This window comes from Arthrobacter sp. 05T420 (assembly GCF_056396305.1).
In genome coordinates this window covers 122,462-147,916 of sequence record NZ_JBFTLG010000001.1, presented here as the reverse complement: position 1 = coordinate 147,916, position 25,455 = coordinate 122,462, and the positions used below count along the sequence as shown (strand labels likewise).

Annotated in this window: 31 protein-coding genes; 1 reads left to right on the top strand and 30 read right to left on the bottom strand. The window is 62.3% G+C overall.

Features of this window, described 5'->3' with window-relative positions:
• Positions 1-147: 147 nt before the first annotated feature.
• The 24 genes from AC1DEM_RS00745 to rpsJ all read right to left on the bottom strand — a co-directional run bounded on the left by AC1DEM_RS00745 (position 148) and on the right by rpsJ (position 14,383).
• Entirely contained in the window at positions 148-1,125 is a 978-nt protein-coding gene (locus AC1DEM_RS00745; protein ID WP_476882648.1) for a P1 family peptidase, read from the bottom strand.
• 130 nt (positions 1,126-1,255) lie between these two features.
• Entirely contained in the window at positions 1,256-2,083 is an 828-nt protein-coding gene (gene map, locus AC1DEM_RS00740) for a type I methionyl aminopeptidase (protein WP_476882647.1), read from the bottom strand.
• A gap of 257 nt (positions 2,084-2,340) precedes the next feature.
• Complete coding sequence (locus AC1DEM_RS00735) at positions 2,341-2,910, bottom strand: adenylate kinase (RefSeq protein WP_377985281.1); 570 nt, start codon at positions 2,908-2,910, stop codon at positions 2,341-2,343.
• Positions 2,911-2,915: 5 nt separating this feature from the next.
• Positions 2,916-4,226, bottom strand: coding sequence for a preprotein translocase subunit SecY (gene secY, locus AC1DEM_RS00730; RefSeq protein WP_476882646.1), 1,311 nt, complete (start codon positions 4,224-4,226; stop codon positions 2,916-2,918).
• Between the two features lie 188 nt (positions 4,227-4,414).
• Positions 4,415-4,906, bottom strand: coding sequence for a 50S ribosomal protein L15 (gene rplO / locus AC1DEM_RS00725; protein ID WP_091563112.1), 492 nt, complete (start codon positions 4,904-4,906; stop codon positions 4,415-4,417).
• On the bottom strand, positions 4,907-5,113 hold the full coding sequence (gene rpmD / locus AC1DEM_RS00720) for a 50S ribosomal protein L30 (RefSeq protein WP_018773676.1): 207 nt from the start codon (positions 5,111-5,113) through the stop codon (positions 4,907-4,909).
• A 3-nt stretch (positions 5,114-5,116) separates the two neighbouring features.
• Positions 5,117-5,797 carry a 30S ribosomal protein S5 gene (rpsE, locus tag AC1DEM_RS00715; protein ID WP_173403037.1) on the bottom strand — a complete coding sequence of 227 codons (681 nt, stop codon included), beginning with the start codon at positions 5,795-5,797 and terminating at the stop codon, positions 5,117-5,119.
• Between the two features lie 26 nt (positions 5,798-5,823).
• Positions 5,824-6,207 (bottom strand): 50S ribosomal protein L18, encoded by a 384-nt coding sequence (gene rplR, locus AC1DEM_RS00710; protein ID WP_018773674.1) that lies wholly within the window; start codon positions 6,205-6,207, stop codon positions 5,824-5,826.
• A 2-nt stretch (positions 6,208-6,209) separates the two neighbouring features.
• A complete protein-coding gene (gene rplF, locus AC1DEM_RS00705; protein ID WP_223913815.1) occupies positions 6,210-6,746 on the bottom strand; it encodes a 50S ribosomal protein L6 in 537 nt (178 codons plus the stop codon).
• Between the two features lie 18 nt (positions 6,747-6,764).
• Positions 6,765-7,163, bottom strand: a complete 399-nt coding sequence (rpsH, locus tag AC1DEM_RS00700) for a 30S ribosomal protein S8 (protein WP_056425243.1) — start codon at positions 7,161-7,163, stop codon at positions 6,765-6,767.
• A gap of 95 nt (positions 7,164-7,258) precedes the next feature.
• Positions 7,259-7,840 carry a 50S ribosomal protein L5 gene (rplE, locus tag AC1DEM_RS00695; protein ID WP_091563108.1) on the bottom strand — a complete coding sequence of 194 codons (582 nt, stop codon included), beginning with the start codon at positions 7,838-7,840 and terminating at the stop codon, positions 7,259-7,261.
• Positions 7,840-8,199: a 50S ribosomal protein L24 gene (gene rplX / locus AC1DEM_RS00690; RefSeq protein WP_136321880.1), complete on the bottom strand. Its 360-nt coding sequence runs from the start codon at positions 8,197-8,199 to the stop codon at positions 7,840-7,842. Before rplX ends, rplE begins: the two co-directional genes overlap by 1 nt.
• A gap of 3 nt (positions 8,200-8,202) precedes the next feature.
• Positions 8,203-8,571: a 50S ribosomal protein L14 gene (gene rplN / locus AC1DEM_RS00685; RefSeq protein ID WP_003803789.1), complete on the bottom strand. Its 369-nt coding sequence runs from the start codon at positions 8,569-8,571 to the stop codon at positions 8,203-8,205.
• Positions 8,572-9,024: 453 nt separating this feature from the next.
• Positions 9,025-9,333 (bottom strand): 30S ribosomal protein S17, encoded by a 309-nt coding sequence (gene rpsQ / locus AC1DEM_RS00680; RefSeq protein WP_476882645.1) that lies wholly within the window; start codon positions 9,331-9,333, stop codon positions 9,025-9,027.
• Positions 9,330-9,659 (bottom strand): 50S ribosomal protein L29, encoded by a 330-nt coding sequence (gene rpmC, locus AC1DEM_RS00675; RefSeq protein WP_476882644.1) that lies wholly within the window; start codon positions 9,657-9,659, stop codon positions 9,330-9,332. The genes rpsQ and rpmC overlap by 4 nt, the downstream gene beginning before the upstream one ends.
• A gap of 2 nt (positions 9,660-9,661) precedes the next feature.
• The gene (gene rplP, locus AC1DEM_RS00670) at positions 9,662-10,078 is read right to left on the bottom strand and encodes a 50S ribosomal protein L16 (protein ID WP_120951151.1); all 417 of its coding nucleotides are present in this window, start codon (positions 10,076-10,078) and stop codon (positions 9,662-9,664) included.
• Positions 10,079-10,912 carry a 30S ribosomal protein S3 gene (gene rpsC / locus AC1DEM_RS00665; protein ID WP_441407840.1) on the bottom strand — a complete coding sequence of 278 codons (834 nt, stop codon included), beginning with the start codon at positions 10,910-10,912 and terminating at the stop codon, positions 10,079-10,081.
• Positions 10,913-11,278 carry a 50S ribosomal protein L22 gene (rplV, locus tag AC1DEM_RS00660; protein WP_354348543.1) on the bottom strand — a complete coding sequence of 122 codons (366 nt, stop codon included), beginning with the start codon at positions 11,276-11,278 and terminating at the stop codon, positions 10,913-10,915. It abuts the gene before it with no gap.
• A gap of 38 nt (positions 11,279-11,316) precedes the next feature.
• On the bottom strand, positions 11,317-11,598 hold the full coding sequence (gene rpsS, locus AC1DEM_RS00655) for a 30S ribosomal protein S19 (RefSeq protein ID WP_018773666.1): 282 nt from the start codon (positions 11,596-11,598) through the stop codon (positions 11,317-11,319).
• Positions 11,599-11,610: 12 nt separating this feature from the next.
• Positions 11,611-12,450, bottom strand: coding sequence for a 50S ribosomal protein L2 (rplB, locus tag AC1DEM_RS00650; protein ID WP_026266473.1), 840 nt, complete (start codon positions 12,448-12,450; stop codon positions 11,611-11,613).
• A gap of 29 nt (positions 12,451-12,479) precedes the next feature.
• Positions 12,480-12,785 carry a 50S ribosomal protein L23 gene (gene rplW / locus AC1DEM_RS00645; protein WP_018773664.1) on the bottom strand — a complete coding sequence of 102 codons (306 nt, stop codon included), beginning with the start codon at positions 12,783-12,785 and terminating at the stop codon, positions 12,480-12,482.
• On the bottom strand, positions 12,782-13,402 hold the full coding sequence (gene rplD / locus AC1DEM_RS00640; protein ID WP_476882643.1) for a 50S ribosomal protein L4: 621 nt from the start codon (positions 13,400-13,402) through the stop codon (positions 12,782-12,784). The genes rplW and rplD overlap by 4 nt, the downstream gene beginning before the upstream one ends.
• Before the next feature lie 4 nt (positions 13,403-13,406).
• The gene (rplC, locus tag AC1DEM_RS00635; protein WP_091563100.1) at positions 13,407-14,057 is read right to left on the bottom strand and encodes a 50S ribosomal protein L3; all 651 of its coding nucleotides are present in this window, start codon (positions 14,055-14,057) and stop codon (positions 13,407-13,409) included.
• Between the two features lie 17 nt (positions 14,058-14,074).
• Complete coding sequence (gene rpsJ, locus AC1DEM_RS00630) at positions 14,075-14,383, bottom strand: 30S ribosomal protein S10 (RefSeq protein ID WP_003803825.1); 309 nt, start codon at positions 14,381-14,383, stop codon at positions 14,075-14,077.
• 451 nt (positions 14,384-14,834) lie between these two features.
• Here rpsJ and AC1DEM_RS00625 point away from each other — a divergent pair, with 451 nt between their 5' ends.
• Positions 14,835-16,259: a GH1 family beta-glucosidase gene (locus AC1DEM_RS00625; RefSeq protein WP_476882642.1), complete on the top strand. Its 1,425-nt coding sequence runs from the start codon at positions 14,835-14,837 to the stop codon at positions 16,257-16,259.
• Between the two features lie 16 nt (positions 16,260-16,275).
• On the opposite strand, the gene AC1DEM_RS00620 is transcribed toward AC1DEM_RS00625, so the two are convergent.
• The 6 genes from AC1DEM_RS00620 to AC1DEM_RS00595 form a co-directional block, all read right to left on the bottom strand.
• Entirely contained in the window at positions 16,276-16,401 is a 126-nt protein-coding gene (locus AC1DEM_RS00620; RefSeq protein ID WP_476882641.1) for a hypothetical protein, read from the bottom strand.
• A 144-nt stretch (positions 16,402-16,545) separates the two neighbouring features.
• Complete coding sequence (tuf, locus tag AC1DEM_RS00615) at positions 16,546-17,736, bottom strand: elongation factor Tu (RefSeq protein ID WP_090575294.1); 1,191 nt, start codon at positions 17,734-17,736, stop codon at positions 16,546-16,548.
• 265 nt (positions 17,737-18,001) lie between these two features.
• A complete protein-coding gene (gene fusA, locus AC1DEM_RS00610) occupies positions 18,002-20,116 on the bottom strand; it encodes an elongation factor G (RefSeq protein WP_277526278.1) in 2,115 nt (704 codons plus the stop codon).
• Positions 20,117-20,185: 69 nt separating this feature from the next.
• The gene (gene rpsG / locus AC1DEM_RS00605) at positions 20,186-20,656 is read right to left on the bottom strand and encodes a 30S ribosomal protein S7 (protein WP_011692813.1); all 471 of its coding nucleotides are present in this window, start codon (positions 20,654-20,656) and stop codon (positions 20,186-20,188) included.
• A gap of 1 nt (position 20,657) precedes the next feature.
• Positions 20,658-21,032, bottom strand: a complete 375-nt coding sequence (gene rpsL, locus AC1DEM_RS00600; protein ID WP_018773658.1) for a 30S ribosomal protein S12 — start codon at positions 21,030-21,032, stop codon at positions 20,658-20,660.
• Positions 21,033-21,476: 444 nt separating this feature from the next.
• On the bottom strand, positions 21,477-25,376 hold the full coding sequence (locus AC1DEM_RS00595) for a DNA-directed RNA polymerase subunit beta' (RefSeq protein ID WP_476882640.1): 3,900 nt from the start codon (positions 25,374-25,376) through the stop codon (positions 21,477-21,479).
• Positions 25,377-25,455 lie beyond the last annotated feature (79 nt).

Genomic DNA, 25,455 nt, shown 5'->3' with positions numbered 1-25,455 from the left:
CCGGTCATGACCGCGGACGTTTTTGATTGGTTGGTTGATGCCACCCGACCACAAAAGGGCACAACGGGGCAGACAACCAACAGACAACACTACGCCATCGTGGTCCGATTGTTAAATCCGGAGTTAAATCCAGCCATCGTAGCGCACTCAGCGTCCGTACGCACCTAGCGTCCCGGCCGCTGTCGTCACTGCCTCCGCCCGCGAGATCCCGTCAAGGATGGCAAGCCGGACGACGTCGGCCGCCGCGCTCTGCAGTGTAATGAGGCTTATCTGCCGGGCCGTCGGGGTGCTGCGGTCAAGTGCCACGGCGCCCGTCGCCAGGGCGAACACGGTGTCGCCGTCAGCGAGCGTGTGGCTGGGCGCCAGCGCACGGGCCAGCCCCGCGTGGGCAGCCGAGGCCGTCCGCTTGCAGTCCGCCGTGTCCAGGACCGCGTCGGTGGCGACGACGACCAGGGTGGTGTTGAGCGGCGGCGGCTCCTTGCCGCTCTCGGGTTCCGAAGCGTTTGGGCCGTCCGCCCCGGGTTCCACCCGTTGCGGCGATGTACCAAACGGCAGTCCCAGCGCGTTGACTACTGCAATGGCGCCCACGGTCACCCCGTTCTCTAGGGTGACGGAGGCTGTGCCCACTCCCCCTTTGTACGCGCCCCTGCCGATTGCCGCTCCCGTGCCGGCGCCTACGTTGCCGCGTTCGACGTCGTGCCCTTCCGGCTGCGCTGCCGCGGCGGCCGTAGCCGCGTAGCCCATGGCCTCGCCCGGGCGGGCGGAGAAATCGCCGCCGCGGCCCAGGTCGAAGATCGCGGCCGCCGGCACGATCGGAACAAGACCGCCGGGGACGGGGAAGCCGCGGCCGTTCTCCTCGCACCAGCGCATGGCCCCGCCCGCGGCTGCGAGGCCATAGGCGCTGCCCCCGGTGAGGACCACGGCGTCCACGGCCTGGGACAGCGTGGTGGGATCCAGCGAGTCCGTCTCATGCGTCGCGGGGCCGCCGCCCCGGACGTCCACCGAGCCCACCGTTCCCGGCGGCGGCAGAATCACCGTTACCCCGCTCAGCCAGCCGCCGTCGGACTTCTGGACATGGCCGATCCGGATCCCGGCGACGTCGGTGATCGCTCCCGTTGCTCCCATGGCTCTATTGTGCGCCCCGACGTAAACCACCGCCTTCAGCGGCGCCAATTGCCCTGGGACGCGCAAAATCCCTGGCGCTACCCGTATTCGGGTGTCGCCAGAAAACTTGCGCGTCGCGGTGTGATTCGGCTTACGGGATCGGGACGGGCACGACGCCGAGCGGCGCCAGTTTCGCCGCTCCCCCGTCCGGTGCCGAGAGGACCCAGATCCCCTTCTCGTGCACGGCGACAGAGTGCTCCCACTGGCAGGAGCGCTTGCCGTCCGTGGTGACGACGGTCCAGTCGTCGTCGAGGACGGCGGTGTCGATGCTGCCGCGGACCAGCATGGGCTCGATGGCAAGGCACAGCCCCGGGCGGATCTTCGGCCCGCGGTGGCCGGTGCGGTAGTTCAGCACGTCCGGTGCCATGTGCATCTCGGAGCCGATGCCGTGGCCCACGTAGTCCTCCAGGATGCCCAGCGGCTTGCCGGGCACGGAGGAGACGTAGTCGTCCACCGCGTTGCCGATATCGCCGACGAATTTGCCGGTGGCCAGGGCCGCGATGCCCCGCCACATGGCTGCTTCGGTGACCTCGGACAGGCGCACGTCCTCGGGATCGGCGGTGCCGACAATCACGGTACGCGCCGAATCGGAGTGCCAGCCGTCCACGATCGCGCCGCCGTCGATCGAGATGATGTCGCCGTCCTGGAGCACCCGGCTGCCGGGAATGCCGTGGACCACTTCTTCATTCACCGAGGTGCAGATCGTGGCCGGGAACCCGTGGTAGCCGAGGAAGTTGGATTTGGCGCCGGCTTCCTGGAGCACGGCGGCGAAGACCTCGTCCAGCCGGGCCGTGGTGACGCCCGGGGCCGCAGCGGCTACCGCAGCATCCAGGGCCCGGCTCAGGACAAGCCCGGCCTCATGCATCGTGCGCATCTGGGCGTTGGTCTTGTATTCAATGCGTGCCTGGCCGAATGCCATCTGTACCTCAGTGTTTTCTCTCGCGGTCCGGCGGCCCTTCCCCCGGGCCTCCCCCATGGGTCATCAACCCAAGTCTTCAAGCTCTATTCTCCCGCACCGGCACGGCGGCTCGGAACGGACTGCCTGCGGCCCGTCCAACAGCAAAGGACGCGTCCCGTACACGATGGTACGGAACGCGCCCTTCTGTGCTGCGTCTCTGTGCTGTGTCTCTGTGCTGCGTCAGCCGCAGTGCGCAGGCGTGGATCAGCGGATGCGGATCAGGCGGCCTGGGCCGACTTGATCGCTTCCATGACGCGCTCGGTGACTTCGTCGATGCGGCCGATGCCGTCCACCTGGGTCAGGATGCCGCGCTCGGCGTACTTGGCCACGACGGGTTCGGTCTGCTCGTGGTACAGGTCCAGCCGGTGACGGATAACGCCCTCGTTGTCGTCGCTGCGGCCAGTTTCCTTGGCACGGCCCAGGAGGCGGGTAACCAGTTCCTCGTCGTCCGCGGTGAGCTGCAGGACGACGTCGAGCTTCTGGTCGGCGCCGGCCAGGATCTCATCGAGGTAGTCCACCTGCGCGGTGGTGCGAGGGTAGCCGTCCAGCAGGAAGCCTGCCTCGACGTCGTCCTCGCTGAGACGGTCGCGCACCATCTTGTTGGTGACGCTGTCTGGGACGAAGTCACCGGCGTCCATGTACTTCTTGGCTTCGACGCCGAGCGGAGTCTCACCCTTGACGTTGGCACGGAAGATGTCTCCGGTGGAGATCGCAACGACGCCGAGGCGTTCCGAAATGCGTTCTGCCTGCGTTCCCTTGCCGGAGCCGGGAGGTCCGATAATCAACATTCTCGTCATCGCAAAAGCCCTTCGTAGTGACGTTGCTGTAGTTGCGCATCGATCTGCTTCACGGTCTCCAGACCGACGCCCACCATGATCAGGATCGAGGTGCCGCCGAACGGGAAGTTCTGGTTCGCGTTGATCAGGACAAGTGCAACCAGCGGGATCAGTGCCACGAAGCCGAGATAGAAGGCTCCGGCCAGGGTGATCCGGGATAGGACGTACTGAAGATAATCCGCGGTCGGCTTGCCGGCGCGGATGCCCGGAATGAAGCCGCCGTACTTCTTCATGTTGTCCGAGACCTCTTCAGGGTTGAAAGTAATCGCAACATAGAAGTAGGTGAAAAACACAATCATGGCGAAATACAGTGCCATATAGATCGGGTGGTCGCCCTTGGTGAGGTTGTTGTTGATCCACTCAACCCAGGGCTGCATCGGCTCGCCGGCCTTGGGCTGGTTGAACTGCGAGATCAGCCCCGGAAGGTACAGCATCGACGAGGCAAAGATGACGGGCACGACGCCGGCCATGTTCACCTTGATGGGGATGTACGTGCTGGTTCCGCCGACGGTGCGGCGGCCGATCATGCGCTTGGCGTACTGCACCGGGATCCGGCGCTGGGACTGCTCCACGAAGACCACGAGGGCCACGGTGAGCAGGCCGATAACCAGGACCAGGAAGAAGGTGCCGGGGCCCTGTGCCTTCCAGATCGCACCGAGCGAGCCCGGGAAGCCTGCCGCGATGGACGTGAAGATGAGCAGCGACATGCCGTTGCCGACGCCCTTCTCGGTCACGAGCTCGCCCATCCACATGATCAGGCCGGTGCCGGCCGTGAGCGTGATGATGATCAGGACCGTGGTGACGATGGAGCTGTCCGGGATGATGGGCAGCTGGCAGTTAGGCAGCAGCTGGCCGGACCGCGCCAGCGACACCAGTGTCGTGGCGTTGAGCAGGCCGAGGGCGATCGTGAGGTAACGGGTGTACTGGGTCAGCTTTGACTGCCCCGATGCGCCCTCCTCATACAGCTGCTGGAAACGGGGAATGACCACCCGGAGCAGCTGGACGATGATGCTGGCGGTGATGTAGGGCATGATGCCCAGGGCAAAAATGGACACCTGCAGCAATGCACCGCCGCTGAACAGGTTGACGAGCTGGTAGATCCCGCCCGTGGTCTGACCGTTCTGCAAGCATTGCTGGACATTCTGGTAGCTCACACCAGGCGAGGGGATGAAAGCACCCAAGCGGAAGATTGTGATGATTCCCAGCGTGAACAACAACTTGCGTCGCAGATCAGGCGTGCGAAAGGCCCGGCCGAATGCGCTAAGCAAGCGTCCTCCTGAGTAATAAGTAAAGTCGTGTGAGACAGGTCAAATAAACCCAACAACCGAGTCTAACGGGTGGAGGCGTCCGGCGAACAATCGGCGGGGCCCGAAAATTGAAAAAAACTCCCGGCACCGGGGGCCTGAGCCCCTGGTACCGGGAGTTTTCAACAACGGGCAACTGCCCCACGGCCTCGTTAGAGGGCGGTGGTGCTTCCGCCTGCTGCGGCAATCTTTTCTGCGGCGCTGGCCGAGAATGCGTGGACGGTGACGTCAACCTTGACGGTGATGTCGCCGGTGCCCAGCACCTTGACGGGCTGGTTCTTGCGAACGGCACCCTTTTCGACCAGGTTCTCCACGGTGACTGCGCCACCTTCCGGGAACAGCTCGTTGAGCTTGTCCAGGTTTACAACCTGGTACTCAACCCGGAACGGGTTCTTGAAGCCGCGCAGCTTCGGCAGGCGCATGTGCAGCGGCAGCTGGCCGCCGGCAAAGCCAGCCTTGATCTGGTAGCGGGCCTTCGTACCCTTGGTACCGCGACCAGCGGTCTTACCCTTGGAACCTTCACCACGACCAACACGGGTCTTGGCGGTCTTGGCACCCGGGGCGGGACGCAGGTGGTGAACCTTCAGTGCGTTCTGCTTCTCAGCGGCGCCCTGTGCCTTTTCGGCGGTGTTCTTCTCTGCCATTTACTTCGCCTCCTCTACCTTTACCAGGTGCGGAACCGTGTTGAGCATCCCGACGGTCACGGCGTCGGCGGTGCGGACAACGGTGTGTCCGATCCGCTTCAGGCCGAGGGACCGCAGCGTGTCGCGCTGGTTCTGCTTGCCGCCAATGGCGGACTTGATCTGAGTGATCTCCAACTTTGCATCGGAGACAAGCACGTTCTTAGCCATGACTCAGACACCTGCCTTCTGGTTCAGGAGAGCCTTCACCATTGCCGGCGGAGCGATCTCGTCGAGCGGGAGGCCGCGGCGTGCTGCCACTGCTGCCGGCTCTTCGAGGCGCTTCAGGGCATCAACAGTCGCGTGAACGATGTTGATGGCGTTGGAGGAACCGAGCGACTTGGAGAGGATGTCGTGGATACCCACGCACTCCAGCACTGCACGGACCGGGCCACCGGCGATAACACCGGTACCGGCGGAAGCCGGACGCAGCATGACGACGCCTGCGGCGGCCTCACCCTGAACGCGGTGCGGGATGGTGCTGCCGATGCGGGGAACGCGGAAGAAGGACTTCTTGGCCTCTTCAACGCCCTTCGCGATGGCGGCGGGAACTTCCTTGGCCTTGCCGTAGCCGACGCCGACCATGCCGTTGCCGTCACCGACGACGACGAGGGCGGTGAAGCTGAAGCGACGACCACCCTTGACGACCTTGGAAACACGGTTGATGGTTACGACGCGCTCTACGAACTGGCTCTTCTCGGCCTCGCGGCCGCCGTCACGGCCACCACGGCCGCCACGGTCGCCACGGCCCTGGCCGCGGTCGCCACGCTCGCCACGACGGGCGCCACCACGGCGGTCGTCAGTGGTAGCAGGCGCAGCGGTCTCAGTTGCCGGAGCAGCTACAGCTTCAGTCACCTGAATGTCCTTTTCGTTATTTTCGGTCACAGTGCCAGCCCACCTTCACGTGCGCCGTCAGCGACGGCGGCGATCCGGCCGTGGTACTTGTTACCACCGCGGTCGAAGACAACTGCTTCGATACCGGCAGCCTTGGCACGCTCGGCGACCAGTTCGCCAACGCGCTTGGCCTTGGCGGTCTTGTCACCGTCGAATGCACGAAGGTCGGCTTCCAGTGTGGAGGCACTTGCCACGGTCAGGCCCTTGGTGTCATCGACAACCTGGACGAATACGTGACGTGCGGAGCGGTTGACGACCAGACGCGGACGTACAGCCGTACCGGAGATGCGCTTGCGGATACGAAGCTGGCGGCGGCTGCGCTGGGCAGACTTGCTCTTGTTCGTACGCTTCTTGTTAATTGCGATCGCCATGGTTACTTACCAGCCTTTCCGACCTTGCGGCGGATGACTTCGCCTGCGTAACGGATGCCCTTGCCCTTGTAGGGGTCCGGCTTCCGCAGCTTGCGAATGTTGGCAGCAACCTCGCCGACCTGCTGCTTGGAGATACCTGAAACAGAGAGCTTGGTCGGGGTCTCAACTGCAAAGGTGATGCCGTTCGGTGCCGAGACGTTAACCGGGTGGCTGTAGCCCAGAGCGAACTCCAGATCAGTTCCCTTGGCCTGAACGCGGTAACCAGTACCGACAATCTCAAGCTTCTTCTCGTAGCCTGCGGTGACACCCTGGATCATGTTGGCGATCAGGGTGCGGGTCAGGCCGTGCAGCGAACGTGAGGCGCGCTCGTCGTTCGGGCGGGCGACAGTCAGGGTGCCATCTTCCAGGGAAACCTCGATCGGGCTGGCCACAGTGTGGCTCAGCTCGCCTTTGGAACCCTTGACGCTGACGACAGAGCCGTCAACCTTGACCTCAACGCCGGCAGGAACGGTGATGGGGAGACGTCCAATACGTGACATTATTCTCTTCCTTTCCCGTTACCAGACGTAAGCGAGGACTTCGCCGCCCACGCCCTTCTTGCCGGCCTGCTTGTCAGTCAAGAGGCCGGAAGAGGTGGACAGGATTGCGACACCCAGGCCACCGAGCACGTGCGGCAGGTTGGTGGACTTTGCGTAAACGCGCAGTCCCGGCTTGGAAATACGACGAACGCCAGCGATTGAACGCTCGCGGTTCGGACCGAACTTGAGCTCGAGGGTCAGCTTCTTGCCAACCTCAGCGTCTTCTTCTTTCCAGGAGGCAATGTAACCTTCAGCCTTCAGGATGTCGGCAACGCGTGCCTTGAGCTTGCTGTACGGCATGGACACGGAATCGTGGTATGCCGAGTTAGCGTTGCGCAGACGCGTAAGCATGTCTGCGACGGGATCTGTCATTGTCATGTGGGCTCTTGCCCTTCCTCATAACGGTTTCCGCCGTGCCAGTTGTCCAGAACAAAGTTCGGAAGTAGCGCGGTCGGACCTTTTACGTAGCTAGATTAGTCTTCGGTCTTGAACGGGAAGCCAAGCGCCTTGAGCAGCGCGCGGCCTTCGTCGTCGGTCTTGGCAGTGGTCACGACGGTGATGTCCATGCCGCGTACGCGGTCGATGGAATCCTGGTCGATCTCGTGGAACATAACCTGCTCGGTCAGACCGAAGGTGTAGTTGCCGTTGCCATCGAACTGCTTGCCGCTGAGGCCACGGAAGTCACGGATACGCGGCAGAGCCAGCGTGACCAGACGGTCCAGGAATTCCCACATGCGGTCCCCACGCAGAGTTGCGTGTGCACCGATCGGCATGCCTTCGCGCAGCTTGAACTGTGCGATCGACTTGCGGGCCTTGGTTACCTGCGGCTTCTGGCCGGTGATCAGGGTCAGATCGCGGACAGCGCCGTCAATCAGCTTGGAGTCCTTGGCGGCATCTCCAACACCCATGTTCACAACGACCTTGACCAGGCGGGGAACCTGGTTGACGTTCTGGTACTTGAATTCCTCAGTCAGCGAGTTCTTGATGGAATCGGCGTACTTGGTCTTCAGACGAGGAACGATCTTGCTTGCCGGAGTCTCGAGAGTCTCAGTCATTAGATGTCCTTCCCTGAGCTCTTGGCCACGCGGACGCGCACGTCACGCTTCACGCCATCGCGCTCAACGGTCTCGGTGCGGAAACCGACGCGGGTGGGCTTCTTGGTGGACGGGTCAACCAGAGCCACGTTGGAGATGTGGATCGAAGCCTCGACGACCTCAATGCCACCGGTCTTGGTGCCGCGCTGCGACTGACCGACCTTGGTGTGCTTGGTTACGCGGTTAATGCCTTCAACCAACACGCGGTTGGTCTCCGGGAATACGCGCAGAACCTTGCCCTGCTTGCCTTTGTCGCCGCCGCGCTCAGCCTTGGCGCCAGTGATGACCTGAACCAGGTCACCCTTTTTGATCTTAGCCATGGACTAGAGCACCTCCGGAGCCAGAGAAACGATCTTCATGAACTTCTTGTCACGAAGTTCACGACCAACCGGTCCGAAGATACGGGTACCGCGGGGGTCACCGTCGTTCTTCAGGATGACGGCTGCGTTCTCGTCAAACTTGATGTAGGAACCATCCGCACGGCGGCGTTCCTTCTTGGTACGGACGATGACAGCCTTGACGACGTCGCCCTTCTTTACGTTGCCGCCCGGAATTGCGTCCTTGACGGTAGCGACGATTACGTCGCCAATGCCTGCGTAGCGACGGCCAGATCCACCGAGAACGCGAATGGTAAGGATTTCCTTAGCACCCGTGTTGTCGGCGACCTTGAGTCGCGACTCCTGCTGAATCACTATTTACTCCTTGCGTCGCGCTGGTTCTCAGACCGAAAATCTTCCTACGGAATGAGCCTTGCGGAACGGTTGATCGGGGTGTCTCTTGACCTGCCTGGATTTTGCCAGACCAGGCCTAAACGCCCGTGCCAAAAACATTTGCTTCCCAAGGCGGTTCCCGACGAGTCGGGGCGCGAGGGGGCACTATGCCGTGGCACGATTGTTTACGAGGTTGATGACGGCGCGCTAAAGGCGCCATACAAACTCAAAATCTTAGCACGTTTCGGGCGTATCCCCATATCACAGCACCGGCGCCAGCACACAACACCCCGCTCTCCCGACGGCGTCACACAGGACAGCCACTCAGCGCCCGACGGCGGCCGGTTACAACGGCCGCCGGCAACGCAGAAGCCCCCGCTCCCCCAAAGGGGAACGAGGGCTTCAGCTGTATCACCAGGCAACAAAGTGCAGGTGTTACTTGGCCTTCTCGAGGATCTCGACCAGACGCCACCGCTTGGTAGCGGAGAGCGGGCGGGTCTCGGCGAGGAGCACGAGGTCGCCGATGCCGGCGCTGTTCTCTTCGTCGTGAGCCTTGATCTTGGCGTTGCGGCGAATGACCTTGCCGTAGAGGGCGTGCTTTACGCGGTCTTCGACCTGGACAGTGATGGTCTTTTCCATCTTGTCCGAGACGACGTAGCCGCGCTTCGTCTTACGGTAACCGCGCTCGTCAGCCTTAGCTGCGCCGGAAACAGTTTCCGTCACGTTCTCTTCCTTTTCACTCACTTGGCATCCTCCTCGGATTCAACCGTTTCGGCCTTCTCGGCCTTCTTGGTTGCAGCCTTCTTGGACTTCTTCTCTTCCTTGGCTTCCACAACCGGTGCGGCAACCTCGGCACGAATGCCCAGCTCGCGCTCACGGAGAACGGTGTAAATGCGGGCGATGTCCTTCTTTACCGCGCGCAGACGACCGTGGTTCTCCAGCTGACCGGTGGCGGACTGGAAACGCAGGTTGAACAGCTCTTCCTTGGCCTTGCGGAGTTCCTCAACGAGACGCTCGTTGTCGAAACCGTCCAGCTGTGCGGATGCAAGTTCCTTGGATCCTACTGACATTTCTATTCACCACCTTCGCGACGCAGAATGCGTGCTTTCAACGGGAGCTTGTGGATCGCCAGGCGCAGTGCCTCGCGAGCGACAGATTCCTCAACACCGGAGATCTCGAAGAGAACCCGGCCCGGCTTGACGTTTGAGACCCACCATTCCGGAGAACCCTTACCGGAACCCATGCGGGTTTCGGCCGGCTTCTTCGTCAGCGGACGGTCCGGGTAAATGTTGATCCAGACCTTTCCGCCACGCTTGATGTGGCGAGTCATCGCGATACGGGCAGACTCGATCTGACGGTTCGTGACGTAGGCCGGGCTCAGAGCCTGGATGCCCCACTCACCGAAGGAGACCTGGGTGCCGCCCGTAGCAGCGCCGGAACGACCCGGGTGGTGCTGCTTACGGTGCTTTACTCGACGTGGGATAAGCATTTAAGCCTGTCCTCCTTCTACTGCAGCAGGTGCAGCCTCAACTGCCGGAGCTTCGGCAGCAGCAGGTGCTGCCTCAGCTGCGGGGCGGTCGGGACGACGGCGGCGGTCACCACGGTCGGCGCCACCCGGGCGGCCCGGGCGGTCGCCGGCACGGCCACGGGACGGAGCAGCAGCTGCCTGCTGAGCCAGTTCCTTGGCAGTAACGTCGCCCTTGTAGATCCAGACCTTCACGCCGATGCGGCCGAAGGTGGTCTTGGCCTCATAGAAGCCGTAGTCGATGTTCGCACGCAGGGTGTGCAGGGGCACACGGCCTTCGCGGTAGAACTCCGAGCGGGACATTTCTGCGCCGCCCAGTCGACCCGAGCAAGCGATCCGGATGCCCTTGGCACCGGCACGCTGTGCGGACTGCATGGCCTTCTTCATCGCACGGCGGAAAGCCACGCGGGAAGTCAGCTGCTCTGCAACGCCCTGGGCAACAAGCTGGGCTTCCATCTCGGGGTTCTTGACCTCGAGGATGTTCAGCTGGACCTGCTTGCCCGTGAGCTTCTCAAGCTCGCCGCGGATGCGGTCTGCTTCAGCGCCACGGCGGCCGATGACGATGCCCGGACGTGCCGTGTGGATATCCACGCGGACGCGGTCGCGGGTGCGCTCGATTTCAACCTTGGCGATACCGGCGCGCTCCATGCCCGTGGACATGAGCTGGCGGATGCGGATGTCTTCGCGAACGAAGTCCTTGTACCGCTGGCCGGCCTTGGTGCTGTCAGCAAACCAGTGCGATACGTGATCGGTGGTGATGCCGAGTCGGAACCCGTGCGGGTTAACTTTCTGTCCCACTTAGCGAGCCTCCTCTTTCTCCGGGGTAGCAACTACCACGGTGATGTGGCTCGTGCGCTTCTTGATCTGAAATGCACGACCCTGGGCTCGCGGCTGGAACCGCTTCATGGTCGGGCCTTCATCAACATACATTTCGCTGATGATGAGGTCACTCTCGTCAAACGCCACGCCGTCGCGGTCCGCGAGGACCCGGGCGTTGGAGATTGCCGACTGAACTACCTTGAATACCGGCTCTGAAGCTGCCTGGGGGGCAAACTTCAGAATTGCCAGAGCCTCATTCGCTTGCTTACCACGAACAAGGTTGACGACGCGCCGGGCCTTCATAGGCGTTACGCGGATGTGACGCGCAATTGCCTTGGCTTCCATTGCTTTCCTTCTCTCGTCTTTGACGTAAGTGCAGGCGCCTAGCGGCGCTTGCCCTTACGGTCGTCCTTGACATGGCCGCGGAATGTCCGCGTGGGAGCGAATTCGCCGAGCTTGTGCCCGACCATCGACTCAGTGACAAACACGGGGATGTGCTTGCGTCCGTCGTGTACGGCGATCGTGTGGCCGAGCATGTCGGGGACGATCATCGAACGGCGGGACCAGGTCTTGATGACGTTCTTGGTGCCCTTTTCGTTTTCCCTGGCTACCTTTACAAAGAGGTGCTGGTCAACGAAAGGACCTTTTTTCAGGCTGCGTGGCATGTGTCCAGGCTCCTATCGCTTGTTCTTGCCAGTACGACGGCGACGAACAATAAGCTTGTCGCTCTCTTTGTTGGGACGGCGGGTGCGGCCTTCGCGCTTACCGTTCGGGTTGACGGGGTGACGTCCACCGGACGTCTTACCCTCGCCACCACCGTGGGGGTGGTCAACCGGGTTCATGGCGACACCACGGACGGTCGGGCGAACGCCCTTCCACCGCATACGGCCGGCCTTGCCCCAGTTGATGTTCGACTGCTCGGCGTTGCCGACCTCGCCGACGGTTGCGCGGCAGCGCACGTCAACGTTGCGGATTTCGCCGGAAGGCAGACGCAGCTGGGCGAAACGGCCTTCCTTTGCAACGAGCTGGATCGATGCGCCGGCGGAGCGGCCCATCTTGGCGCCGCCACCCGGACGCAGTTCGACTGCGTGGATTACGGTACCTACCGGGATGTTGCGCAGCGGAAGGTTGTTGCCGGGCTTGATGTCAGCGTCGGCGCCGGCCTCTACGAAGTCGCCCTGGGACAGCTTGTTCGGGGCGATGATGTAACGCTTGGTGCCATCAACGTAGTGCAGGAGCGCGATCCGAGCCGTACGGTTCGGGTCATACTCGATTTCGGCAACGCGGGCGTTGACGCCGTCCTTGTCGTGGCGACGGAAGTCGATCAGACGGTACTGACGCTTGTGTCCACCACCCTTGTGACGGGTCGTGATCTTACCGGAGTTGTTACGGCCACCCTTTTTCGGGAGGGGACGTACCAACGACTTTTCCGGCGTCGACCGCGTGATTTCAGTGAAGTCCGCTACGCTCGAGCCACGACGGCCCGGGGTAGTCGGCTTGTATTTACGGATTCCCATAATTTATTTCCTCGTTAAAGTGGTCTCCGCTATGAAAGCGGACCGCCGAAGATGTCGATAGTGCCTTCTTTGAGGCTCACAATTGCACGCTTGGTGTTCTTGCGGGTACCCCAGCCGAATTTGGTGCGCTTGCGCTTACCGGCACGGTTGATGGTGTTGATCGATTCGACCTTGACGGAGAAAATCTTCTCCACGGCCAGCTTGATCTCGGTCTTGTTCGAGCGGGGGTCCACCAGGAAGGTGTACTTGCCCTCATCGATCAGGCCGTAGCTCTTTTCCGAGACGACGGGTGCAAGCACGACGTCGCGCGGGTCTTTGATGGTGGCTGCGCTCACTTGGCATCCTCCTCGTTCTTTGCAACCTTGTTAGCAACAAATGCTTCGTAGGCAGCCTTGGTGAAGACTACGTCGTCGGAAACGAGAACGTCGTAGGTGTTCAGCTGGTCTGCGTACAGAACGTGAACATCCGTGAGGTTGCGCACGGACAGTGCAGCAACATCGTTGGCGCGCTCAATGACAACGAGCAGGTTCTTGCGCTCGGAAACTCCGCGCAGGGTTGCCATTGCTTCTTTGGAGGACGGCTTGGAGCCGGCAACCAGGTCAGCAATGACGTGGACGCGGCCGTTGCGGGCGCGGTCCGAGAGTGCGCCGCGCAGTGCAGCAGCAATCATCTTCTTGGGGGTGCGCTGGCTGTAGTCACGCGGCGTGGGGCCGTGGACAACGCCACCACCGGTCATGTGAGGAGCACGGATGGAACCCTGACGGGCGCGGCCGGTGCCCTTCTGCTTGAACGGCTTGCGACCTGCACCGGAAACTTCGGCGCGGGTCTTGGTCTTGTGGGTACCCTGGCGAGCAGCAGCGAGCTGGGCAACGACAACCTGGTGCAGCAGCGGCACGTTGGTCTGTACGTCGAAGATCTCTGCAGGCAGGTCAACCTTGACAGTGCTAGTCATTGAACTAGGCTCCCTTCACGGCGGTGCGTACGAGTACGACCTGGCCGCGGGCGCCGGGGACGGCGCCCTTGATCAGGAGCAGCGACTTCTCGACGTCAACCGCGTGGACCGTGAGGTTCAGCGTGGTGTGACGAACGGCGCCCATGCGGCCGGCCATTTTCATGCCCTTGAAGACGCGGCTCGGGGTGGATGCGCCACCGATTGAACCGGGCTTACGGTGGTTCTTGTGGGCACCGTGGGAAGCTCCAACGCCGTGGAAGCCGTGACGCTTCATAACACCGGCGAAGCCCTTACCCTTGGTGGTGCCAACGACGTCGATCTTCTGGCCGGCTTCGAAGAGCTCTACGGAGAGCTCCTGGCCCAGCTCGTAAGAGGCAGCATCTGCAGTGCGCAGTTCTACGACGTGGCGGCGAGGCGTGACGCCTGCCTTTTCAAAGTGACCAGCCAGCGGCTTGGTGACCTTGCGGGAATCGATCTGGCCGTAGCCGATCTGAACGGCGACATAGCCATCAGTTTCTGCATTGCGCAGCTGCGTGATGACGTTCGAGTCAGCCTGGACCACAGTGACGGGGATGAGCTTGTTGTTCTCGTCCCAGACCTGGGTCATGCCGAGCTTCGTGCCCAGCAGGCCCTTTACGTTACGGGTTGCGGTCATAGTCTCTCAGCACCTCCCTACAGCTTGATTTCGATGTTCACGTCGGCCGGCAGGTCGAGACGCATGAGCGAATCAACAGCCTTGGGCGTGGGATCGATGATGTCGATAAGACGCTTGTGCGTGCGCATTTCAAAGTGCTCGCGGCTGTCCTTGTACTTGTGCGGAGAGCGAATAACGCAGTACACGTTCTTCTCCGTCGGCAGCGGCACGGGGCCAACTACAGTTGCGCCTGCGCGCGTGACCGTCTCAACGATCTTCCGTGCTGAAACGTCAATGACCTCGTGGTCGTATGACTTCAGCCGGATGCGGATTTTTTGTCCCGCCATGTCGCCTGACTCTCTTTCAGTCTGTGCTTCCCCTGGTTAGGGCTGCCCTGTTCACTTACTAGTTGTATGGCTGCCGAAGCATTTGAAGTCGTGACTACCATCCGCCGCACAAGCTGAATCCGGAAGAATCCGGGTTCCTCAACCTGCCGACGTAACCGACCCCCGCGGTCGGGCGTGTCGTACGTTTTCACACATACGCGTCCGCAATTCCATGGGGAGTGGGTTATGTTTGGTCTCTCACTTGGACCCTGACACCCGGCATTATCCGGATCGGGACGCGAAAGAGCGCTTGAACAACTCATCTAGTATGCCGGAATTTGCGGGCAGAAGCGAATCAGCCCCTGCACGGTAGTGCAATCACGGCAGTGCAGTCACTGTGCCCTGCATCCCCGCAGTGCAATCCCTGACGGTGGCCATTGTCTTGAATCGCCGTCGAATGGATGATGGGGGCATGACTGTGCAGGATTCTGTAGCAGTTCAGGCCCTTGGCGCCCGCCTGAGCCCAGGATTCACCCTGGGCGTTGCCTCCGCGGCGTTCCAGATCGAGGGAAACCTTACCGCCGGCGGCCGTGGACCCTCCGGCTGGGACGCCTTCGCCGAAAAGCCGGGCAACATCCTGCACGGCCACTCCCCCGCCGTCGCCTGCGACCACTACAACCGCGCGGAGGAAGACATCGCGCTGATGCGGGAGCTCGGGATCGACTCCTACCGTTTCTCCATCTCGTGGCCCCGGGTCCAGCCCGAAGGGACCGGCCGTTTTAATGCCGCGGGACTGGACTTCTACGACCGCCTGATCGACCGGCTGCTCGCCGCCGGCATCTCGCCCATGGCCACCCTCTACCACTGGGATACACCGCTCCCCCTCGAGCACCGCGGCGGCTGGATGAACCGTTCGACGGCGGAGAAGTTCGCCGAGTACAGCGCGGCCGCCGGCAAGCGGTTCGGTGATCGCGTGGCGCAGTGGGTGACCTTGAACGAGCCCGCCTCGGTCACCCTCAACGGCTACGCCCTGGACGTCCACGCACCCGGCCATGGCCTGCTCTTCGAGGCCCTGCCGTCGGTGTGCCATCAACTCTTGGGCCACGGCCTGGCGGTGCAGGCGCTGCGGGCGGCGGGCGTCAGGGGCGCCGTCGGCGTGACAAACCTGCATTCCCCCGTCCGGCCTGCTTCCGGGTCGCCAACCGACAGGCTGCTGGCCAGGGTCTTCGACCTCGTGCTGAACCGGCTCTACGCGGACCCGATCCTGCTGGGCCGTTTTCCCCGGCCGCCGCTGATCGCCCGGCCGTGGTTCCGTTCACTGCGGAGGATCAGCGACGCGGACCTGGCCACGATCCACCAGCCGCTGGATTTCTACGGCCTGAACTACTACTACCCCGTGAAGGTGGCCACGGGGCGCGGCGTCGACAGCCCCTCTGGGCCGGCGGCGGCGATGCTGAAAATACCGTTCCACATGGCCGCCTTCCCGGAGTACGAGCTCACGGGATTCGGCTGGCCCGTCGCTCCGGACCATCTGGGGATCCTGCTGCGGGAACTGAAGGACAGGTACGGCGAGTCCCTGCCGCCGCTCTACATCACCGAGAGCGGGGCGAGCTTCCCCGAACCGGACCACGTCACTGGCCCCATCCCCGACGCCGGGCGCGTCCGCTACCTCGCCGCACACCTCAGCCAGGCGGTGGAGGCCACCTCCCCCGGGGGCGTGGCGCACGACGTCGACCTGCTCGGCTACTACGTTTGGACGCTCATGGACAACTTTGAATGGGCTGCCGGCTACTCCCAGCGCTTCGGCCTGGTGCACGTGGATTTCACGACCCTCCAGCGAACGCCGAAGGAGTCGTACTACTGGTACCAGGCCCTCGCACGGGCCCGGCGGGCCTGAGTCCCGCCCGGCCCGCCTACTGGTCGCGGTTTGCCCGATTGATGCGCTTGGCGCGGTCGATCTCCCGGCGGAAGTGCTTCTTCGCCCAGAAGAAGGCGACCACAACCGCGACGACGATCAGCAGAAAAACGAACCAGCCCATGGTGAGCTCCTTTCCCTTTCTGCAAAGGTATCAGGAACTTAAAAGGAACAGCCCCGCTGCAAGTGCAGCGGGGCTGTTCCCGATCCTCTGTCCAACTGCCTGACGGCAGGCTGATCAGTGGTCAAGCATCAGATCAGCAAGTAATTACTTGACGATCTTGGTGACGCGTCCTGAACCAACGGTGCGGCCGCCTTCGCGGATAGCGAAGCCGAGGCCCTCTTCCATTGCGATCGGCTGGATGAGCGCAACGGTCATCTCAGTGTTGTCGCCAGGCATAACCATTTCCGTGCCTTCCGGCAGGGTGATAACGCCGGTTACGTCCGTGGTGCGGAAGTAGAACTGCGGGCGGTAGTTGGAGTAGAACGGGTTGTGACGTCCGCCTTCGTCCTTGGAGAGGATGTAGACGTTAGCCTCGAAGTCGGTGTGCGGGGTAATGGAACCCGGCTTGACGACAACCTGGCCACGCTCAACATCATCGCGCTTCAGACCGCGGAGCAGGAGGCCACAGTTCTCGCCGGCCCATGCTTCGTCGAGCTGCTTGTGGAACATCTCGATACCGGTAACCGTGGTCTTCTGGACCGGGCGGATGCCGACGATCTCGACCTCGGAGTTGATCGCGAGGGTTCCACGCTCGGCGCGGCCCGTAACAACGGTGCCACGGCCGGTGATCGTGAAGACGTCTTCGATCGGCATCAGGAAGGGCTTGTCACGGTCACGTACGGGGTCCGGAACCGAGTTGTCGACAGCTTCCATGAGGTCCTCGATGGACTTGACCCACTCCGGGTCGCCTTCCAGAGCCTTCAGGCCCGAAACGCGGATGACCGGAGCTTCGTCGCCATCGAAGCCCTGCGAGCTGAGGAGCTCACGAACTTCCATTTCGACGAGGTCGAGGAGTTCCTCGTCATCGACCATGTCAGCCTTGTTCAGCGCGACCAGCAGGTAGGGAACGCCAACCTGGCGGGCGAGCAGAACGTGCTCACGGGTCTGGGCCATCGGGCCGTCAGTGGCGGCAACCACGAGGATTGCACCGTCCATCTGAGCAGCGCCGGTGATCATGTTCTTGATGTAGTCAGCGTGACCCGGAGCGTCTACGTGTGCGTAGTGGCGCTTCTCGGTCTGGTACTCAACGTGGGAGATGTTGATGGTAATGCCGCGCTGACGCTCTTCGGGAGCAGAGTCAATCGACGCGAAGTCACGCTTCTCGTTGAGAGTCGGGTACTTGTCGTACAGCACCTTGGAAATGGCGGCCGTCAGCGTCGTCTTACCGTGGTCAACGTGACCAATGGTGCCGATGTTAACGTGCGGCTTAGTCCGCTCGAACTTTGCCTTTGCCACAGGTTCCTCCTAGAACGTTTTCAAATGACTTACCCTTCGGCCGCGCTTGTCGCGGCAGAAACTCCAGTAAGTCTACTTGGGGGGCTTTGGATTGGTGAAATTGCAGATTCAGGTACTAATGCTAGTGCCTAGAGCCTGTTCGTGCAGGCGGCCGAACTCCGGCCTGGCCGGACTACAGCTGACCGGAGCCCGGCCACTTGCACCAGATGAATCTCCGTTGGCAGAGACGCATCCGAGTTTTTGTTGCTGCGATTGGTCCTAAGGACTACTCGCCGCGGTTCTTCTGGATGATCTCGTCGGCGACTGCCTTCGGGACCTCGGCGTAGCTGTTGAACGTCATGGAGTACACAGCGCGGCCCTGGGTCTTCGAGCGCAGGTCACCGATGTAGCCGAACATGCCGGACAGCGGGACGTGTGCACGAATAACCTTGACGCCCTGGGCATCTTCCATGGACTGCATCTGGCCACGGCGGGAGTTGAGGTCACCGATAACTTCACCCATGTATTCCTCAGGGGTGCGGACCTCGACGTCCATCAGGGGTTCGAGCAGGACAGGGTTCGCCTTGCGTGCGGCTTCCTTGAAAGCCATACGGCCGGCGATCTTGAACGCCATTTCCGAGGAGTCAACATCGTGGTAAGCGCCGTCAATCAGCGTCGCCTTGATGCCGACAACCGGGTAACCGGCCAGGACGCCGTCGTTCAGCGCATCCTGGATACCGGCGTCCACCGACGGGATGTATTCGCGCGGAATACGGCCACCGGTGACCTTGTTCTCGAACTCGTACAGCTCGCCGTCCGCAGTGTCCATCGGCGCAATTGCGATCTGGATCTTTGCGAACTGGCCGGAACCACCGGTCTGCTTCTTGTGCGTGTAGTCGTGACGCTCTACAGCACGCTTGATGGTTTCGCGGTAAGCAACCTGCGGCTTGCCGACGTTCGCCTCGACCTTGAATTCGCGGCGCATGCGGTCCACAAGGATGTCCAGGTGGAGCTCGCCCATGCCGGCGATGATGGTCTGGCCAGTGTCTTCGTTGAGGGAGACCTGGAAGGTCGGGTCCTCAGCGGAGAGCTTCTGGATGGCCGTGGAGAGCTTCTCCTGGTCACCCTTGGTGTTCGGCTCGATTGCAACCGAGATCACGGGCTCCGGGAAGCTCATGGACTCGAGCACGATCTGGTTGCTGGAGTCGCACAGGGTGTCGCCCGTGGTCGTGTCCTTCAGCCCGATCGCTGCGTAGATGTGGCCAGCGGTAGCGCCGTCAACCGGCATTTCCTTGTTGGCGTGCATCTGGAACAGCTTGCCGATGCGCTCCTTCTTGCCCTTGGTGGAGTTAACCACCTGGGAACCGGCTTCGACGTGACCGGAGTACACGCGAATGAAGGTGAGCTGGCCGAAGAACGGGTGCGTGGCAATCTTGAACGCCAGAGCCGAGAACGGCTCTTCGGAAGACGGCTTGCGCGTCAGTTCCTTCTCTTCGTCGCGGGGATCGTGACCGATCATCGGCGGGACGTCGAGCGGGTTCGGCAGGTAGTCGACGACGGCGTCAAGCATCGGCTGGACACCGCGGTTCTTGAACGCGGAGCCACAGAACACCGGGTACAGCTCGGAGTTGATCGTCATCTTGCGGATGCCGGCCTTGAGCTCGTCGGTGCTGATCTCTTCGCCCTCGAGGTACTTCTCCATGAGTTCTTCGGAGGCCTCGGCAACAGTCTCAACGAGAGTTGCGCGGTACTCTTCGGCCTTCTCCTGGAGGTCAGCCGGGATCTCGCGGATCTCGTACTTGGCACCCATGGTGACGTCACCCTTGGCGTCGCCGGGCCAAACCAGCGCGCGCATGTAAAGGAGGTCGACGACGCCGACGAAGTCGTTCTCGGCACCGATCGGGAGCTGCATGACGAGCGGCTTGGCACCGAGGCGGCTGATGATGGTGTCGACGGTGAAGTAGAAGTCAGCGCCGAGCTTGTCCATCTTGTTGACGAAGCAGATGCGCGGAACGTTGTACTTGTCAGCCTGGCGCCAAACAGTCTCGGACTGCGGCTCCACGCCTTCCTTGCCATCGAACACGGCAACTGCGCCGTCGAGGACGCGCAGGGAGCGCTCAACCTCGACCGTGAAGTCAACGTGGCCGGGGGTGTCGATGATGTTGATCTGGTTGTTTTCCCAGAAGCAGGTCACGGCGGCAGACGTGATGGTGATGCCGCGTTCCTTTTCCTGTTCCATCCAGTCAGTCGTCGAAGCGCCGTCGTGCGTTTCGCCGATCTTGTGGTTCACACCCGTGTAGAACAGGATGCGCTCGGTAGTAGTGGTCTTGCCGGCATCGATGTGGGCCATGATGCCGATGTTGCGGACCTTGCTAAGGTCGGTAAGCACGTCCTGTGCCACGGTGTCTCCCTTTCGGATGGACTGCACGTTCGCCGCCGGCTCAGTCGAGCCGGCGGCGTCCGGGAAGTATTACCAGCGGTAGTGTGCGAAGGCCTTGTTGGACTCGGCCATCTTGTGGGTGTCTTCGCGACGCTTCACAGCGGCACCGAGACCGTTCGAGGCATCCAGGATTTCGTTCTGGAGGCGCTCGGTCATGGTCTTTTCACGGCGGGCCTTGGAGTAGCCAACCAGCCAGCGGAGGGCGAGAGCCGTGGAACGGCCCGGCTTGACCTCAACGGGAACCTGGTAGGTGGCGCCACCAACGCGGCGGGAGCGGACCTCAAGCGAAGGCTTGACGTTCTCCATGGCCTTCTTGAGGGCTGCAACGGGGTCGCCGCCGGACTTGGCGCGAGCACCCTCGAGGGCACCGTAAACGATGCGCTCTGCGGTGGACTTCTTGCCGTCAACCAGCACCTTGTTGATGAGCTGGGTGACCAGCGGGGAGCCGTAAACGGGATCTAGAACTAGCGGCCGCTTGGGGGCCGGACCCTTGCGAGGCATATTACTTCTTCTCCATCTTTGCGCCGTAGCGGCTGCGAGCCTGCTTACGGTTCTTGACACCCTGGGTATCGAGGGCGCCACGGACGATCTTGTAGCGGACACCCGGAAGGTCCTTCACGCGGCCGCCGCGGACGAGCACAATGGAGTGCTCCTGCAGGTTGTGGCCTACACCGGGGATGTACGCGGTAACTTCAATGCCGCCGTTGAGGCGCACGCGAGCAACCTTACGCAGAGCCGAGTTCGGCTTCTTCGGGGTCGTCGTGTAAACGCGGGTGCAAACACCGCGGCGCATCGGGCTACCGTTAAGCGCGGGAGCCTTGGTCTTCTTGACCTTAGGCGTGCGGCCCTTGCGGACCAGCTGGTTAATCGTAGGCACTCTCGTGTTCTCCGTTTTATCCGGAGCGGCCGTTGGCGGCCGCTCTCTTGTCGCTGCGCCTCGCCGCCCGAGCTTTGAAGTTCTCTCCAGAGCAGCTGAGGCGAAGCCTTAATAGTCGGACCGCACGCCGGGGTCCAAGGACTTTCGACCCGAACTGCCCCTAGGCATGCGAAAATGTGGCATACGTTGCACAAGAACCCTGCAAACCGGAAACGTCGTCCTGGTTGAACCTTTCAGCTGCAAGCTGTTTGATTCAAACCGGCGCACTCATCCACTGCCACAATAACAATTAGTCTCAAGTCTAACACGGACGGCTCCCAGCCCTTAATCGGCGGGGAATCAGGCCGATACGGCCCAGCCATTAAACAGCAACGCGGGGTCACTTTGAGCCCAATCCATGGGATGGATTGGGCCGTAAGTGACCCCGCGATGCTTCAGCGGCGGTTAGCGGAAGTCGCTGCCGAGATCGTAGTCATCCAGCGGGATGGCGTGGAACTCAGGAGCTCCGTCGCCGCCGAGGGTGTCGTAGGAGAAGTCGCTGAATGCGCTGGGGCCGGTGAACAGGTTGGCCTTTGCTTCTTCAGTGGGTTCCACGGTGACCTCGGTGTAGCGCGGGAGACCCGTGCCGGCCGGGATGAGCTTACCGATGATGACGTTTTCCTTGAGGCCGAGCAGCGGATCGCTCTTGCCTTCCATGGCCGCCTGCGTCAGGACGCGGGTGGTTTCCTGGAAGGAAGCTGCGGACAGCCAGGACTCGGTCGCCAGGGACGCCTTGGTGATGCCCATGAGCTCGGGACGGCCGGAGGCCGGCGTCTTGCCCTCGGACACAACGCGGCGGTTGGCGTCTTCGAAGCGGCTGCGTTCGGCGAGCTCGCCGGGCAGCAGATCCGATTCGCCGGACTCGATGACCGTGACGCGACGCAGCATCTGGCGGACGATAACCTCGACATGCTTGTCGTGGATACCGATGCCCTGGCTGCGGTACACGCCCTGGACTTCGTCCACCAGGAACTTCTGCGCGGCACGGGGGCCCATGATGCGCAGAACCTGCTTGGGGTCGACCGGGCCGTTGATGAGTTTCTGGCCGACGCTGACGTGATCGCCGTCTTCGATGAGGAGACGTGAACGGCGCAGCACCGGGTAAGCGATCTCTTCAGATCCGTCATCCGGGGTGATGACCAGGCGCATCTGGCGCTCGGACTCTTCGATGGTGATGCGGCCGGCTGCTTCAGCAATCGGTGCGACACCCTTCGGAGTACGGGCTTCGAAGAGCTCCTGGATACGGGGCAGACCCTGGGTGATGTCGTCGCCACCGCTGGCGGAAACAGCACCACCGGTGTGGAACGTACGCATGGTCAGCTGGGTGCCCGGCTCACCGATGGACTGCGCGGCAATAATGCCCACGGCCTCACCGATGTCGACGGTCTTGCCAGTGGCCAGCGAACGGCCGTAGCACAGGGCGCAGGTGCCGACGCTGGACTCACAGGTGAGTACGGAGCGGACCTTGACCTCGGTGATGCCGGCTGCGAACAGTTCGGCAATGACGACGTCGCCGCAGTCGGTGCCGGCCGCGGCCAGGACCTTGCCCTTGGAGTCGACGACGTCGACGGCCAGGGTGCGGGCGTAGGCGCTGTTCTCGACGTTCTCGTCCAGGACGAGTACGCCGTTGGCGTCCGCCACCGCGATCGCAGTCATCAGGCCGCGCTCGGTGCCGCAGTCCTCCTCGCGGACAATGACGTCCTGCGAAACGTCCACCAGACGACGGGTCAGGTAACCCGAGTTGGCGGTACGCAGGGCGGTGTCAGCCAGACCCTTACGGGCACCGTGCGTGGCGATGAAGTATTCCAGCACCGAGAGGCCCTCACGGTAGGAGGACTTGATCGGACGCGGGATGATTTCACCCTTAGGGTTGGCCACCAGGCCACGGATACCCGCGATCTGACGGACCTGCATCCAGTTACCACGGGCGCCGGAGGACACCATGCGGTTGATGGTGTTCATCGGGGACAGGCTGTCACGCATCGCCTGGGCGATCTCGTTGGTTGCCTTGTTCCAGATCTCGATCAGTTCCTGGCGACGCTCGTCGTCGTCGATCAGGCCCTTGTCGTACTGGCCCTGGATCTTGGCGGCCATGGTCTCGTAACCGGCGAGGATCCGCGGCTTGTCCGTGGGTACCTCGATGTCGGAGATGGCAACCGTGACGCCTGAGCGGGTGGCCCAGTAGAAACCGGCATCCTTCAGGTTGTCCAGCGTTGCCGCCGTGATGACCTTCGGGTAGCGCTCGGCGAGGTCGTTGACGATCGTGGACAGCTCGCCCTTGTCGGCAACGTTCTCAACCCACGGGTAGTCCGCGGGTAGCGTCTGGTTGAAGATGACCTGGCCGAGGGAGGTCTCGACCAAGGTGGTCTGACCGGGCTCCCAGCCCTCCGGGGCTTCCCAGCCGGCGTAGGGCACGAAGCCCTCGAGGCGGATCTTGACCTTGGAGTTCAGGTGCAGCTCGTGGAGGTCGTAGGCCATGATGGCTTCCGCGACCGAGGAGAAGATCCGGCCTTCGCCAGCTGAACCGACACGCTTGGTGGTCAGGTGGTAGAGACCGATGATCATATCCTGCGACGGCAGGGTCACCGGGCGGCCGTCAGACGGCTTCAGGATGTTGTTCGAGGACAGCATCAGGATGCGGGCCTCGGCCTGGGCTTCGGGGCTCAGCGGCAGGTGGACTGCCATCTGGTCGCCGTCGAAGTCGGCGTTGAAGGCGCCACAAACCAGCGGGTGCAGCTGGATTGCCTTGCCTTCAACGAGCTGCGGCTCGAACGCCTGGATGCCGAGACGGTGCAGGGTAGGTGCACGGTTCAGCAGCACCGGGTGCTCGGTGATGATCTCTTCGAGGACGTCCCAGACCTGCGGACGGTAACGCTCCACCATGCGCTTGGCCGACTTGATGTTCTGGGCGTGGTTGAGGTCAACCAGGCGCTTCATCACGAACGGCTTGAAGAGCTCAAGGGCCATCTGCTTCGGCAGACCACACTGGTGCAGCTTCAGCTGCGGGCCGACGACGATGACCGAACGGCCGGAGTAGTCGACGCGCTTGCCAAGGAGGTTCTGGCGGAAACGGCCCTGCTTGCCCTTGAGCATGTCGCTCAGGGACTTCAGGGGACGGTTGCCCGGTCCGGTGACCGGACGGCCGCGGCGGCCGTTGTCGAAGAGGCTGTCAACAGCTTCCTGAAGCATGCGCTTCTCGTTGTTGACGATGATCTCCGGAGCACCGAGATCAAGCAGGCGCTTGAGACGGTTGTTGCGGTTGATCACGCGGCGGTAGAGGTCGTTGAGGTCGGAGGTCGCGAAGCGGCCACCGTCCAGCTGGACCATCGGGCGCAGTTCCGGCGGGATCACCGGGACGGCGTCCAGCACCATGCCGAGCGGGCTGTTGTTGGTCGTGAGGAACGCGTTGACCACCTTGAGCCGCTTCAGGGCGCGGGTCTTGCGCTGGCCCTTGCCGTTGGCGATGATGTCGCGCAGCATGTCCGACTCGGCCTGCATGTCGAAGTTCTCAAGACGCTTCTTGATGGCCTCGGCACCCATGGAGCCTTCGAAGTACATGCCGTAGCGGTCGCGCAGTTCGCGGTACAGGCCTTCGTCACCTTCAAGGTCAGCGACCTTGAGGTTCTTGAAGCGGTCCCAGACCTGCTCGAGGCGCTCGATTTCGGCGTCGGCACGCTTGCGGACGTTCGCCATCTGGCGGTCAGCGGAGTCGCGGGCCTTCTTCTTGTCGGCAGCCTTGGCGCCTTCGCCTTCGAGACGGGCGAGCTCGTTCTCAAGGTCGCGGGCGATCGTGGCGATGTCGGAGTCGCGGTTGTCGATCAGCTGCTTCTTCTCGATGTCGTGCTCAACCTGCAGGTTGGGCAGTTCTTCGTGGCGGCTGTCGGCGTCGACGCTCGTGATCATGTAGGCGGCGAAGTAAATGACCTTTTCGAGGTCCTTCGGTGCCAGGTCAAGGAGGTAGCCCAGGCGGGAGGGAACACCCTTGAAGTACCAGATGTGCGTGACCGGGGCGGCCAGCTCGATGTGGCCCATGCGCTCACGGCGGACCTTGGCGCGGGTGACCTCAACGCCACACCGCTCGCAGATGATGCCCTTGAAGCGCACGCGCTTGTACTTACCGCAGTAGCATTCCCAGTCGCGGGAGGGGCCGAAGATCTTCTCGCAGAAGAGGCCGTCCTTCTCGGGCTTAAGCGTGCGGTAGTTGATGGTTTCCGGCTTCTTAACCTCGCCGTACGACCAGCCACGGATGTCTTCCGCGGTGGCGAGGCCGATCTGCATGAGGCCGAAGGAGGATTCGCTGGACATATGGTCCCTGTTCTCTCTTGTTCTCTAAATTCTGAAGTCTTGGGTTACGGGAAGAGGGAGGTGGTTTACCGGGAAAAGT